Below are 13,708 nucleotides of genomic sequence, written 5' to 3'. Positions count from 1 at the left end.
CGCCTATAGCTTCGTCCAGGCGCCGTTCTTCTTGGCCGAGCGCACGCAGGCTTCGATGAAAGCCAAGCCCTCGACGCCGTCCTGCACGGTCGGGAACACCACGTCCTTGCCCGGCTTGCCACCCTTCCTGCGGGCGGCGCGGATGGCCCTGGCGGCTTCCTGATAGATGTTGGCAAAGCCTTCGAGATAGCCTTCGGGATGGCCGGACGGCACGCGGGTGACACGGCCGGCAGCCGGCAGCGAACCGACCCCGCCACGCGTCAGCAATTGCTTGGGCTGGCCGAAAGGCGTGTACCAGAGATAGTTCGGATCGGCCTGCACCCATTCGAGACCGCCCTTCGAGCCGTAGACCCTGAGCCGCAGCCCGTTCTCATGGCCCGGCGCCACCTGGCTTGCCCAGATCATGCCCTTGGCGGGGTGTTCCTTGCCCTTCGCCTTGAAACGCAACAGCACATGGGCGTTGTCGTCGAGCAGGCGGCCGGGCACGAAGGCATCGATGTCGGCGGACAGCGTGTCCAGCTCCAGGCCGGAGACGAAACGGGCGAGGTTATAGGCATGGGTGCCGATGTCGCCCAATGCGCCGCCGGCGCCGGACTGCTTCGGGTCAGCGCGCCACGACGCCTGTTTCTGGCCGGTGGCGGCAAGGTCCTCGGTCAGCCAGTCCTGCGGGTATTCGGCCTGGACGAGGCGGATGTCGCCGAGCTGGCCCCTGGCCACCATCTCGCGCGCCTGCCGCACCATCGGATAGCCGGTGTAGTTGTGGGTGAGCACGAAGACCTTGCCGGTCTTCTCGACCAGCGCCTCCAGCTTCCTGGCCTCGGCCAGGGTTGCCGTCAAAGGCTTGTCGCAGATGACGTGGATGCCGGTTTCCAGGAAGGCCTTGGCGGCCGGGAAGTGCACATTGTTGGGCGTGACGATGGCAACGGCCTCGATCCCGTCCGCACGCTTCGCCTCGGCCTTGGCCATTTCGAGATAGGAACCATAGCTGCGCTCTGGATCGAGGCCGAGTTCGGCGGCGGAGACGCGGGCACGCTCGGGGCTGGACGACAGCGCGCCGGCGACGAGCTGGAAATCGCCATCCATGCGGGCGGCGATGCGGTGCACCGCGCCGATGAAGGCGCCCTGCCCGCCGCCGACCATGCCGTAGCGGATGGGGCCGGCCCCCGATTCAATCTTCGTGCCGCTGACCATTTTTGTCCTCCCTGATCGTTGCGCGCCGCCTCTAGGCTCAGAAACCCATCATCTTGCGCAATTGCGCCTTGTCGGTGCCGCCGCCGGCGAAATCGTCGAAAGCCTTTTCGGTGACGCGGATGATGTGATGCTGGATGAAGGGAGCGCCTTCGGCGGCGCCATCCTCGGGATGTTTCAGGCAGCACTCCCATTCCAGCACCGGCCAGCTGTCGTAGCCATATTGCGCCAGCCTGGAGAAGATGCCGCCGAAGTCGACCTGGCCGTCGCCCAGCGAACGGAAGCGCCCGGCCCGGTTCAGCCAGCCCTGATAGCCGGAATAGACGCCCTGGCGGCCGGTAGGGTTGAACTCGGCGTCCTTGACGTGGAAGGCCTTGATGCGCTCGTGATAGATGTCGATGAAGGCGAGATAGTCGAGCTGCTGCAACAGGAAATGCGAGGGATCGTAATTGATGTTGCAGCGCTTGTGGCCGCCGACCGCTTCGAGGAACAACTCGAAGGTGGCGCCGTCGAAAACATCCTCGCCGGGATGGAGCTCATAGCAGAGATCGACGCCATTCTGGTCATAGACGTCGAGGATCGGCTTCCAGCGCCGGCCAAGCTCGGCGAAGGCTTCCTCGATCAGCCCGGCCGGACGCTGCGGCCAGGGATAAAAATAGGGGAAAGCCAGAGCGCCGGTGAAGGAGACGGAGGCTTTCAGGCCAAGGCTCTTCGAGGCGGCGGCGGCAAGCCGCATCTGCTCGACCGCCCATTCCTGCCGCGCCTTCGGCTTGCCGTGCAGGGCGGCCGGAGCGAAACCGTCGAACTGGCTGTCATAGGCCGGGTGCGCGGCGACGAGCTGCCCCTGCAGATGGGTGGAGAGTTCGGTGATCTCGACGCCGGCGTCGGCGCACATGCCCTTGACCTCGTCGCAATAGGCCTTGGAGGAAGCAGCCCTGGCGAGATCGAACAGGCGCGCGTCCCAAGTCGGGATCTGGATGCCCTTGTAACCGAGGCCGGCGGCCCATTTGGCGATCGGGCCCAATGAATTGAACGGCGCGGCATCGCCCGCGAACTGGGCCAGGAAAATCGCTGGCCCCTTCATGGTCGTCGGCATTCGGCACTCTCCCTGATTCAGCGCCGCAGCATAACCTCGATTTCGGGCGGGGCCAGCCCGGGGCCAAAGGATGACGCGATTTTGCGCCGCCTGGGCAGGGCAACGCCGAAGCGGCGCGGACAGGTGCCCGCGCCGCCGATTTCAGGTTCAGGCGAAGGTGCCCTTCTTCGGCCCGAGCAGGAAGGCGGTGACCGCCGCCAACAGCGTGGCGAGACCGGCATAGCCGAAGGCACTGGCGACGCCGGCATTGTCGACGAGCAGGCCGCCGAAGATGGCGCCCATGGCGATCGCCACCTGGAAGGCGGCAACCATCAGGCCGCCGGCGCTTTCGGCATGATCGGGCGCTGCACGCACCATCCAGGTCTGCACCGCCACCGGGATCGCGCCGAAGGCGAAGCCCCAGGTGGTGACGGCGATGGCCGACATGGCCGGCGAAGCGCCATAGACGAGCAAGAGCAGCGAGGAGATGGCGATCAAGAGCGGCGCCAGGCCGGCGGCGAGCTTCAGACTGCGTTCGACCAGGAAGCCACCGGCAAGATTGCCGAAGAAGCCGCCTATGCCGAAAGCCAGCAGCACCAGCGAGACGTTTTCGACATCGAACACCGGCACCTTTTCGAGGAAGGCGCGGACATAGGTGAAGCCGGCGAAATGCCCCGACGCGATGAGCAGGATGAAGAGCAGGCCGACGCGGATGGCGGGGCGCTTGGCCACGTCCAGCAGCGTGCGCAGTCCGGCGACACCGGCCGGCGGCAGGCTGGGAATGGTGGCCACCTGAACGAGCAGCGTGACGGCGCCGACGATGGCGGCGATCAGGAAGGCGCTGCGCCAGCCCCAGATGTCGCCGACATAGGCGCCGATGGGCGCGGCGCAGACGGTGGCGACCGACACGCCGGCAAGCACGATCGACATGGCGCGCGGCAACAGGTAGGCGGGCACCAGACGCATGGTCATGGCACCCGACATCGCCCAGAAACCGCCCAGCGCGATGCCGAGCACGACGCGCGCGCCCAGAAGCATGGTGAGCGACGAGGCGAAAGCGGCGATGAGGCTTGAAACGATGAGCAGGAGCGTCAATACCCACATCAGGACCTTGCGGTCGAGCCTATGGGTCATGATCGCCATGGAGGGTGCGGCGATGGCGCCGACGATGGCGGTGGCGGTCACCGCCTGGCCGGCGGCACCCTCGCTGACGCCAAGATCATGCGCCATCGGCGTGAGCAGGCTGGCCGGCAGGAATTCGGCGGTCACCAGGCCGAAGACGCCGAGCGCCAGCGAGACGACGGCTCCCCAGGCCGGTGCGGTTCGTTCCTCGGGCAGTGCTGAAGACAGCACGGGCGCGTCCAGCGCCGCTGTCGCGGGGTCGGTCATAGTCAGTCTCCGATTTGGTTGCAGTGCAAAAAATGGAGATGACCGCCTGGAGTTTCCATGCTAGAAACCCCATTATGCTTGACCGTTCGTCCAAAACTCCCCTCGCCGCCTCTTCCCTGACCGGCGATGCGCTAACCGACATCCTGCGCGGCCTGAGGCTCGACGGCGTCCAGTACGGGCGCTGCGAGATGAAGGAGCCGTGGGGGCTGGAATTTCCGAAACAGAGCGCCGCCCGCTTCTATTTCATCGGCCAGAAGGCGTGCTGGATGCGGATGCCGTCGGGCGAATGGGTCGAGATGAAGGCCGGCGACGCGGTGCTGGTGCCGCGCGGCGCGCCGCATGCGCTGGCGAGCGCGCCCGACGTGCCGACGGCACCGCTGCAGGGCTACCAGGTCACCGAAATCTGCAAGAACGTCTATGGCATGAAGAATGAAGGCTGCACGCCGGGCACGCTGTTGTTCTGCGGCACGATGTATTTCAACCTCGACAGCCTGCACCCGTTGCTCGGCATGATGCCCGACGCCATGCGCACGCATGAACTCGAAGCCTACGAGCCCTCCATCCCGCATCTTCTGGAAGCGATGGCGCGCGAGGTGAAGATGGAACGCGTCGGCTCCGGCGGCATCGTGGCGCGGCTGGCCGATGTACTGGCGGCCTCGATCATCCGGTCATGGGTGGAACGCGGCTGCGGCGATTCCAAGGGCTGGATCGCGGCGGTGCGCGACCGCGAGATCGGCAAGGTGCTGGCGGCGATCCACCTGGAACCGAACCGCGACTGGAGCGTGGAAACGCTGGCGCGCACGATGGGCGCCTCGCGCTCCGGTTTCGCCGAACGTTTCGCGACGATCGTCGGCGAGACGCCGGCCAAATATGTGACGCAGGTTCGCATGCACCAGGCCAGGCAATGGCTGGTGCACGACCGCCTCAAGATCGCCGTGGTGGCGAACCGACTGGGTTATGAATCGGAAGCCGCCTTCAGCCGCGCCTTCAAGCGGGTGATCGGCGCGCCGCCCAGCCATTACCGCGGCGACGAGGCAGCCTGAACCGGACTGAGCGAGGTCCAAACGCTGCTCGGATCAGCGTGTGCCGGCCACCTTCATCTCCAGCATGCGGCGCGCGCTTTCCTCGTCGGTGATCAGCACCGTCGGCTGGACGAGATGCATGGCGCCGAGCAGCGCCTCGATCTTCTCCTGCCCGCCGGAGGTGAGGATGCGCAGCGGCGCCCGGCGCAAGCGGTCGACCTCGACCGACATCACCCGGTCGTTGACGGGATCGTCGACGAGGTCGCCATTGCGGTTGAAGAAGTGGAACAGAAGATCGCCGACGGCGCCCCGCGCCACCAGCGCCTCGCGGTCCGCCTCCTTGAGGAAGCCGCCGCGATAGAAGGTGGTGGCCGAGGCGATGCCGCCGATGGACAACAGCACAGCGTCCAGCGCGTCGGCCATCTCGAAGATTTCCTGCAGGCCGCAGCGCTCCACCAGCGCGACCTTGGTTTCGACGCTGTCGACCACCGCCGGCGCCGGGATCAGATAACCGTCGCCCTGGAAGACCTGGGCAAAACGCCAGGCGAACTCGGCCGGATTGTAGCGGCGGGCCACGCCGACGCCGCCAAGCAGCGAGATGACCTTGAAGTCGCTGAGCGACTTGGCGCCGATGAAGGGCAGCGTCGAAAACAGCGTGCGGCCCCAACCGACGCCGACGCGCATGCCGGAGCGCATGGCCTCCGACAGATAGGCACCCGTCTTGGCGGCGATGCCGGGGATGGGGTCTGCGTCGGGGCTGGACAACGGCGCCACCAGCGCCTGTTCGAGGCCGAAGACCTTTTCCAGCGACCGTTCCAGCCGCACGATCTCGGACAAGTCGCTCTCGATGGCGATCTTGACCTCGTTGCGGGCGCGCGCCTCGGCCAGCATGCGCACGACGGTGACACGGCCGACGCCGAGCACATCGGCGATCTCGTTCTGGGTCATCTGCTCGATGAAATACATCCAGGCGGCGCGGATGCGCAGGCGGTCGGCCTTGCTTTCGGCCGCCACTGCTCCGTTTTCGGCTGCCCCGCCAGCCGCCATTCCCGACGCTGCCTGCCGCTGCGGCTTCCTAGCCAATGCAATCCCTCCCCGAATGCGCTGCCGCCGAACCGTTCAGCGATTCGCCATACGGCCACTATCGCCTTTTGACCGGTCCTGCACGATATAAACAATTGGCTCATACGACCATGCCGCCTATACCGGCTTCAGCATAAGGGGCAGAGCACACGATGCTGCGTGAAATCTCCGAAGAGGTCCGTGTCAACCTGAAGGACCGGCTGCGCGACGTGCGCCGCGTCATCCGCAGGCACCGGCACGACAGCCCGGCCCAGCCCGGCCGGCCGGGCGAGGACAGCGCGCGCCAGCCCTTCCCCATCCGCGAGATCGAAGGGCTGCTCGGCCATGCCGCCAGCGCCTTCGACGACATGATGTCGATCGCCGAGACCTTCGTGCCGGGCGAGCGCAGCGGCCGCATGAGCGGGCTGGCGCCAAAGCCGATCGGCACCTATTTCGCGACCGGCGAGGCAGCGCTTGCCGGCGAACGTGCTTTCCGGCGCGACATGTACGCCCTGGCCAAGGCGGTGCTTGCCGAAAAGAAGGCCGACGGCGCCCGGCTGCGCGAGGCGAATTTCGCCGCCGTCCACACCGCCATGGCAAGGCAGCACGCCGAGCTTTTTTCGAGGCTCGCCCGCGAGGACGACTGGGCCGGTCGCGTGGCGCTGGTCGCCGCGTTGAGCGCGGCGCTGCTGATCGAATTCCTGAACCACGACCCGTTGCGGCAGAGCGAGGCGCCGACGGCGGCGGTCGGCCCGGGGCGCAGCTTTGTCATCTCCTGCCTGGCGCCGGTAGCGCTGGCGGTCGGGCTTTCCAGCGTCGACACCGGCGCCAAGCCCGAGCCCGACCTACTGGAGATCGCGCTGCTCGCCACCGATGCCCGGCTCGACCGCATCCTGGCGGCCTGCAACGGCAACGATCCGCTGGACGAGCTGACGACGGTGTTCGCGACGCTGCTGGCGCATCTGCCGTAGGCGCTCTCTCCCTTCTCCCCGTTCACGGGGAGAAGGTGGCCCGAAGGGCCGGATGAGGGGCGGCTCGAAGCGAGCAAAAGCTGGCTCTGCCCCTCACTGTCCTGCCGGACATCTCTCCCCGTAAACAGGGAGAGAGAAGCAGCTTCAACGCAGCGCGACGAAGGCTCTTACGCTTTGCCCAGCTCGACGATGCGCTTCTTGGCGCGCGAGATCGAGGCCGGGCTCATCGACAGTTCGGTCAGGCCCATGCGCAGGAATTCCGGGATCAGGTCCGGCCGGGCGGCGGCCTCGCCGCACATGCCGACCATGATGCCGGCCTCGACGCCGGCCTTCGCCGTCATCGCGATCGCCACCATCACCGCCGGATTGGCGACATCGTTGAGGGCGCCCACCGTCGGGTTCAGGCGGTCTGCGGCCATGACATATTGGGTAAGGTCGTTGGTGCCGATGGAGAAGAACGAGACCTCCCTGGCGAGTGCCGGCGCGATCAGCACCGCCGCCGGCGTCTCGATCATCACGCCGAGCTGGAAACGGGCGAACGGCACGCCGTCGCGCGCAAGCTCGGCCGCGCATTCATCGATCAGCGCCCGCGCCCGCCGCACCTCGGCGATATCCGACACCATCGGCAGCATCACCTTGACGTTGCCGTGCACGGCGGCGCGCAGCAGGGCTCTCAGCTGCGGCTTGAAGATATCCGGGCGGTCGAGGCACATGCGGATGCCGCGCCAGCCGAGGAAGGGGTTCTCCTCCTCGGGGAATTCGATGCCGGCGACCGGCTTGTCGCCGCCGATATCCAGCGTGCGCACGATGACGGGGTGCGGTGCGAAAGCCCGCGCCAGCGCAGCATAGGTTTCGGCCTGCATGTCCTCGGACGGCAGGTGCATATGGCGCATGAACAGGAGCTCGGTGCGGAACAGGCCGACGCCCATTGCACCCGCGGCTAGCGCGGCCTCGATCTCTTCCAGCGAGCCGATATTGGCGGCCACCTCGATGACGGTGCCGTCGGCGCGCTTCGGCGTCACGTCCTTGAACACGTCGAGCGCGTGGCGTTCCTTCGCCGCCTCCTCGATGCGGCTGAGATGCTCGGCCTTCACCGCATCGGCCGGATCGGCGACCACCGTGCCGCCATTGCCGTCGAGGGCGATTTCCTTCGCCGTCCGCAACTCCGAGACGCGGGCGCCAAGCCCGAGCACCGCCGGAATGCCGTGCGAACGAGCGATGATGGCGATGTGGGACGTGGCGCCGCCGTGGCCGCAGACGATGCCGCCGATGCGTTTCAGCGGCGCGCGCGACAGGTCCCAGGCGCCGATGTCGTCGGCGATCAGGATGGCGCCCTGCGGAATGTCCTCAAGGCTGACATCGTCCTGGCCGAGCAGGGCCAGACAAATCTGGCGGCCGACCGCCTGCACGTCGTCGGCGCGGGCGTTGAGATAAGGATCGTCGACCGAACCGAATTCGGCGGCGAGTTTGGCGGCGGTGGCAATGACGGCGGCGACGGCATCGGAGCCGCTGCGGATCATCGCCTCGGCGTCGCCAATCAAGGTGTCGTCGGCGGCAAGGTCACGCAACGCGGCGACAATGCCACGATCGCCACCGGCAAGCCCTTCGCTGGCCAATGCCTTGTCCATGCGCGCCTGCACAACTTTGACGGCATGGCCGAAACGCACGATCTCGGCTTCGGCTTCCTCAGGTGACAGTGTGCGCGCCTGCGGGCGGATTTCGGGTGGGAAATGTGCGAAGGCCTGGCCGACCGCGACGCCCTCGCTGGCGGCAACGCCGCGCAGGCCGCCAGCGGGCGCGGCCACTTGCATCGGGGTGGTGGCAACGACCGGCTTCGCGGCCTCGCCATTCATCTCCTTGTGCTCACTGGTGGCATCGTCCTCGTCAAGTCCGGCGCGCGGGTTTTCCAGATAGCCGATCAGCGCCTCGACGGCTTCGACCGCATCGGCGCCGTTGGCGCGCACGGTGACTTCCTGGTTCTCCTTGACGCCCAGAAGCATCAGCTTGACCGAGCTCTTGGCGCTGACCGCCTTGCCCGCCTTCACGATCTCGACTTCCGATTCGAAGCTCTTGGCGAGCCTGACGAAGCGGGTGGCGGGGCGGGCGTGCAAACCTTCATGCACTCTGACGATGGTCGAGCGTTCCATACGGGCAATCCTATCAGATATTCCGGACCCGGAGCGTTTCACCGAAACGGTGAAACGCGCCTTCTTCTTGTCTTGACGCAATTCCGGACGGAAAACCGCTACACACTTTTCCTGGAATTGCTCCGACCCGGAATGGGCGCGCAGCAAAAGAAAAAGCGCCGCGAGCCCTGCGCAGGCCGCGACGCCAGGCGTATCAGGCGGCGATGGTGATCAGCGCATCCTGCTTCAGGGCCTGGACGAGCGCGCCGGCATCGACGGCACTGGCGCAGATTTCGCCCGGCCGTTCGGCATGTGTCGCACCGTTGAACGAGATGACGACATGGCCGATTTCGCGCACCTTGCTCCACGCGGTGGAGCCAACCGCGGTGATCGTTGCCGACACCGCGCCGATGGCGATCGACGCGCCGACCTGCGGCGCGCCGTCGCTGGGGCCCTGTACGGCCTTATGCATCACCGAAACCTCGGCGAGCTCCGGCGGCGAGCCATCCGCAAACAGGATGACCACGCCGCCCTCGGCGAGATCCGCCACTTCGGGTCCAACTGCGGTTACCCGCGTTTCCAACAGAACCGTCATGATGCGGCGAAACTCCTTCTTTTCGTTACAGGACCAGCAGACTGACTACCCATGCAAGCAGCACGGAAACGGGACCCATGATCTGGCGGCTGATGAGGACCGCCGGCACGCCGATCTCGATCGTCTTGGGCTTGGCCTCGCCGAGCGCCAGACCGACCGGAACGAAGTCGCAGCCGACCTGGGTGTTATAGGCAAACAGCGCCGGCAGCGCCATTGCGGGCGAGATCGTGCCATTGGCGATCTGCGGGCCGATGATGGCGACGCCGATGACCTGGGCGATGACCGCGCCTGGCCCCAGGATGGGCGACAGGAACGGCAGGCCGCAGATGGCCGAGATGATCAGCAGGCCGACGATGTTGTTGGCCAGCGGACCCATCGGTTGCGCCAGAACGTCGCCGATCCCGGTATAGAGGATCAGGCCGATCAACATGGTGACGAAGGCCATGAACGGCAGGACGTTGCGCACCACCTGGTCGATGGTACGGCGGCCGGCATTGAAGAAGATGCCGACGACACGGCCCATGACGCGGCCGATCGAAGAGATCAGCCCGACAAGACCGCCGCCGTTTTCGATCTCGGTGGACCGGGCGGCCGCCGAAGGCGAATTGCTGTTGCTCGAATTCATGGCCGCTGCTCCCCCTGCAGTGGTTACCGCCTCGGAGCCGTCGGCCATGACGATGTTGGCCGGCTTGACGCCCGAAACATAGATGTCTTCCTGGATGAACTGGGCGAGCGGCCCGGACTGGCCGACCGGCGTCAGATTGACGGTCGGAATGCGCTTGCGCGGATAGACGCCGCAGCGCGCGGTGCCGCCGCAATCGACGACGACGACAGCCATTTCGCTTTCGATCGGCGGCGCCTTGAAGCCGTCGACGGCTTCGGCGCCGGTCATCTCGGCGATCTGCTGGGCGATCGGGTGGATGCCGCCGCCGGTGACGGAGACGACCTTGTTGCGCTGCGCGGTCGGCTCGATGACGAGCGGGCCGCCCCAGCCTCCGGAGCCCCTGGAGATTTTTACGGCCTTGTAGGTCTTTGCCATGATGTCCTCCCCGCCGCTTACAGCTCGACGCCCTGGCGGCGTGCCATGATGGCGGTGATGCGCTCGGTCAGCATGCCCTTGAGCAGGATGACGACGAGGCCGACGATGGCGTACCAGATGGCCACCTTGATGTGGTAGCCGGCAACGACGGCGCCCTTCTTCTCAAGCTCGAGCAGGGCGACCAGCACGCCACCCCAGACGAAATATTCGCCCGGATTGATGTGCGGGAAGAGGCCGAGCGGCGGGTGCACGTAAGACACGGCCGCGTCATAGAAGGCGGGCTTGTGCTTCTCTTCGAGGAAGGAGCCGAACGTATAGGCCATCGGGTTGGTGAGGAAGAAGACGGCGAGCAGCGGCAGCACCGTGTAGCGGGTGAGCGCGATGCGACCGGCGCCGCGGGCAAGCCCGTGCACACGCTCTTCGCCGACCAGCTCGGTGACGGCGTAAAAGGCAGTCATCAGCACGACCAGCGTCGGGATGATGCCGGTGACGAAGCCGGCGAAGACCTCGCCGCCCTTCTGGAAGATGCCGATGAAGTACTTGCCGATGGCGGTGAGCCAGCCGAGCTGCTCCTCCTTGGCGACTTCGTTGAGCTTTTCCTTGAACTGCTCGACCGTGATCGGGCCGGCGTCGGCCTGCGCCAGAACGACGAGATTGTCGCTGGCATGGGTAACCGCGAGCTTGCCGTGCAAGGCCGCGTCCTGGACCACAGCACCCGCGACATGCAGGTGCTGGACGGCCATGTCGGCGTGCTGCGCCAACAATGAAATTACAGACATATCTCCTCCTTGGACCGCCTGCCGTCTGTCCCCAACGGCGGTGGTGTTCGCTCTATGCGCTGACTGTCTTCAAGCCGGCGAGACCCGGCTTCCTTCCCGGCTCCGACCGTGCCCGGTCGATCTGTTCGATCGCCCGCTTCACGGCCTCGGCCACACCGGGCTCCCCCTCTCCCTTGATCGCGGGATTGGACCGGATACGGTCGAGGGCAACGCCCTCATATTCTTCATGTCGCTTGAACTTGGCGAACACCGAACGGCCGCTCATGACGAGCAGGCGGCGCACGATCAGGTCGGGCGTCACCACCACCAGAACGATCGTGCCCCTGGCGAAGCGGCCGCGATGGTTGCCGGCGCCGACGAAGCCGTCGGCATATTTCTGGGTGATGCCTTTGAAGACATCCGAATAGTGGCGCATCTGCAGCCATACGCCGAGGGACTGCAGCCCCCATACGAGCGCGAGCGAAAGCAAGGCCCACTGCCAGATTGCCATCAGGACGTCTCCTCCCAAGCCCCTGAAGCCCGCGACTTTCTACGCCGGCGTCAGGATGAAGTTAGAGAACATTTGTTTTCTTTAATGTCAATATGTATGATTTTTCGAGAAAGCATGAAGGCCGGTGATCCACGACATTTGGAGACGCCGGCGCCTGTGCTACTGTCTTTGGCAAAGGACGAACGTGCATGGACCTGCGATTCAAAGACGAACTGGCGCTGATGCCGGACCTCGGCCATCAGCTGCGGCGCTTGCGCTGGTTCAGGGCGACGTTCCGCGCCAACGCGCATTCGGTGGAAGCGACCTATGGCCTGCGTTTCGAGATCGACGAGACCAGGCTGACCAGGGCCTTTCTCGACTGGATCGAGATCATGGACGCGCAGAAGCGCTTCGCCGAGGTGAACCGCGCCGACTTCATCATCTTCGCCGCCGGGCTGGTGCTGCGCGAACTGATCCGCCAGAACCCGGTCAAGGTTGTCGGCGCCGGCGAACGGCCCGACCTGCCGCCGGTCGACGCCGGCATGGCCGAGATCGTGCGGTTCTGGCCGGAAGGTTTCCTCTACACCAACTATTGCGTGTCGGCGATCGCGGCCGTGCACGAGCAGGAGTTCGGGCACGCCCCGACCATCGACCAGTGCGCCGACGATTTGCGCACCTGGTGGTCCTATCGCGAGAACGTGACCGAGATGCCGGCCTATGCGGTGGCCTTCCTCGACCGCTTCCTCGGCGCCGAGCCGAACTGGATCATGCCCGACAGCGCGCAGTCGAGGCAGGCGATGCGCACTGCGCTCGACACGAAAACTAAGCCGGAAATCAGTCGTCGCGCCTGAACGCAAAGCTTGAACATTTGTCTCATTGCCGATAGCGATGTGCCGAAATCATCGGATGCTTAGAGGCACGGCGTGACGGCACAACAGTTGATCATCTTCGATTGCGACGGCGTTCTGGTGGACAGCGAGCCGCTGGCCGCGGAAGCCTATGAGCGCGTCTACGAAAAGCATGGCATGAGCGGCGTCGGCCCCGGCATCATCGCCCAATGCGTCGGCATGAAGCAGGCCGACATCATCATCCGCATCAAGGAACTGACCGGCCATCACCTTAAGCCGGAGCAGGAAATCGACCTGTGGACGGTGACCCGCGACCTGTTCAGCGAAAAGCTCAACCCGACCGACGGCATCGCGCCGTTCCTCGGCACACTGAAGACGGGGCGCTGCGTGGCGTCGTCCTCGTCGCTGGAACGCATTCATCACAGCCTCGACGTGACCAGCCTGGCGCCGCATTTCGGCGACGCGATCTTTTCCTCCTCCATGGTCAAGCGCGGCAAGCCGGCGCCGGACATTTTTCTCCACGCCGCCGAGAAGATGGGCGTGGCCCCGGCCAACTGCGTGGTGATCGAGGATTCGCCCTTCGGCGTGCAGGGCGCGGTGGCTGCCGGCATGATCGCGATCGGCTACACCGGCGGCGGACACACCTTTGCCGGCCATGGCGAGAAGCTGAAGGCGCAAGGCGCGCATGCCGCTTGCGCGAACTGGACTGAAATCGCGCAGACGCTGAACGGGCTGGGTTTCAAGCTTTAGGGTTAGGCGAAGGAATAAGCGCTCTTGCCTTCTCCCCTTGCGGGAGACGGTGGCCGAACCGAAGGTGAGGTCGGATGAGGGGTGCTGGATGGAGTGCAACCTCTCCGAATTTAGGATGGTATCGAGGCGAATTTTGCACCGCCTCGTTTCTTCCAACACCCCTCATCCGTCTCGGCGCTGCGCGCCGAGCCACCTTCTCCCACAAGGGGAGAAGGGAGAGTCGCGCCAATCCTAAACCAGCAACGTCATCGGGTTTTCGATGATGCGCTTGAAGGCACCGAGCAGTTCGGCACCCAGCGCACCGTCGACGGCACGGTGGTCGGTCGAAAGGGTAACGGACATCACGGTGGCGATCTTCACTTCGCCGCCCTTGACCACCGCCCGCTCCTCGCCGG

General features: G+C 65.7%; 14 protein-coding genes. 4 read left to right on the top strand and 10 right to left on the bottom strand.

What is annotated here, in order from left to right:
* Window positions 1-3: 3 nt before the first annotated feature.
* From AB4136_RS24770 to AB4136_RS24760, 3 genes are all read right to left on the bottom strand, one after another.
* Entirely contained in the window at window positions 4-1,191 is a 1,188-nt protein-coding gene (locus tag AB4136_RS24770; protein ID WP_024926420.1) for a Gfo/Idh/MocA family protein, read from the bottom strand.
* Window positions 1,192-1,228: 37 nt separating this feature from the next.
* Window positions 1,229-2,284, bottom strand: a complete 1,056-nt coding sequence (locus AB4136_RS24765; RefSeq protein ID WP_024926421.1) for a sugar phosphate isomerase/epimerase family protein — start codon at window positions 2,282-2,284, stop codon at window positions 1,229-1,231.
* A gap of 147 nt (window positions 2,285-2,431) precedes the next feature.
* Entirely contained in the window at window positions 2,432-3,652 is a 1,221-nt protein-coding gene (locus tag AB4136_RS24760; protein WP_024926422.1) for an MFS transporter, read from the bottom strand.
* Between the two features lie 74 nt (window positions 3,653-3,726).
* Here AB4136_RS24760 and AB4136_RS24755 point away from each other — a divergent pair, with 74 nt between their 5' ends.
* Window positions 3,727-4,695 carry an AraC family transcriptional regulator gene (locus AB4136_RS24755; RefSeq protein WP_036254693.1) on the top strand — a complete coding sequence of 323 codons (969 nt, stop codon included), beginning with the start codon at window positions 3,727-3,729 and terminating at the stop codon, window positions 4,693-4,695.
* Window positions 4,696-4,728: 33 nt separating this feature from the next.
* Here AB4136_RS24755 and AB4136_RS24750 read toward each other — a convergent pair whose 3' ends face one another.
* Window positions 4,729-5,721: a sugar-binding transcriptional regulator gene (locus AB4136_RS24750; protein ID WP_051504904.1), complete on the bottom strand. Its 993-nt coding sequence runs from the start codon at window positions 5,719-5,721 to the stop codon at window positions 4,729-4,731.
* A 188-nt stretch (window positions 5,722-5,909) separates the two neighbouring features.
* Between AB4136_RS24750 and AB4136_RS24745 the strand changes: the two genes are divergently transcribed.
* Window positions 5,910-6,707 (top strand): hypothetical protein, encoded by a 798-nt coding sequence (locus tag AB4136_RS24745; protein WP_024926424.1) that lies wholly within the window; start codon window positions 5,910-5,912, stop codon window positions 6,705-6,707.
* A 167-nt stretch (window positions 6,708-6,874) separates the two neighbouring features.
* Here AB4136_RS24745 and ptsP read toward each other — a convergent pair whose 3' ends face one another.
* The 5 genes from ptsP to AB4136_RS24720 form a co-directional block, all read right to left on the bottom strand.
* Complete coding sequence (gene ptsP / locus AB4136_RS24740; protein ID WP_024926425.1) at window positions 6,875-8,854, bottom strand: phosphoenolpyruvate--protein phosphotransferase; 1,980 nt, start codon at window positions 8,852-8,854, stop codon at window positions 6,875-6,877.
* Between the two features lie 193 nt (window positions 8,855-9,047).
* Window positions 9,048-9,428: a PTS glucitol/sorbitol transporter subunit IIA gene (locus tag AB4136_RS24735; protein ID WP_024926426.1), complete on the bottom strand. Its 381-nt coding sequence runs from the start codon at window positions 9,426-9,428 to the stop codon at window positions 9,048-9,050.
* Window positions 9,429-9,453: 25 nt separating this feature from the next.
* Window positions 9,454-10,467, bottom strand: coding sequence for a PTS glucitol/sorbitol transporter subunit IIB (gene srlE, locus AB4136_RS24730; RefSeq protein WP_024926427.1), 1,014 nt, complete (start codon window positions 10,465-10,467; stop codon window positions 9,454-9,456).
* 17 nt (window positions 10,468-10,484) lie between these two features.
* The gene (gene srlA, locus AB4136_RS24725) at window positions 10,485-11,246 is read right to left on the bottom strand and encodes a PTS glucitol/sorbitol transporter subunit IIC (protein WP_024926428.1); all 762 of its coding nucleotides are present in this window, start codon (window positions 11,244-11,246) and stop codon (window positions 10,485-10,487) included.
* A gap of 52 nt (window positions 11,247-11,298) precedes the next feature.
* Window positions 11,299-11,736, bottom strand: a complete 438-nt coding sequence (locus AB4136_RS24720; protein WP_024926429.1) for a transcriptional regulator GutM — start codon at window positions 11,734-11,736, stop codon at window positions 11,299-11,301.
* 188 nt (window positions 11,737-11,924) lie between these two features.
* On the opposite strand from AB4136_RS24720, the gene AB4136_RS24715 reads away from it, so the two are divergent.
* Both AB4136_RS24715 and AB4136_RS24710 read left to right on the top strand, forming a co-directional pair.
* On the top strand, window positions 11,925-12,566 hold the full coding sequence (locus AB4136_RS24715; RefSeq protein WP_024926430.1) for a hypothetical protein: 642 nt from the start codon (window positions 11,925-11,927) through the stop codon (window positions 12,564-12,566).
* Between the two features lie 72 nt (window positions 12,567-12,638).
* Window positions 12,639-13,313: an HAD family hydrolase gene (locus AB4136_RS24710; protein ID WP_024926431.1), complete on the top strand. Its 675-nt coding sequence runs from the start codon at window positions 12,639-12,641 to the stop codon at window positions 13,311-13,313.
* Window positions 13,314-13,544: 231 nt separating this feature from the next.
* Here AB4136_RS24710 and AB4136_RS24705 read toward each other — a convergent pair.
* Window positions 13,545-13,708: 2-oxo acid dehydrogenase subunit E2 (locus AB4136_RS24705; protein ID WP_441931668.1), on the bottom strand; the 164-nt coding region annotated here is incomplete at its 5' end.

Source organism: Mesorhizobium sp. 2RAF21, from assembly GCF_052115345.1.
Lineage (GTDB): Bacteria > Pseudomonadota > Alphaproteobacteria > Rhizobiales > Rhizobiaceae > Mesorhizobium > Mesorhizobium terrae.
The sequence above is the reverse complement of the archived record's forward strand: the minus strand, read 5'-3'. Positions and strand labels throughout refer to the sequence as shown.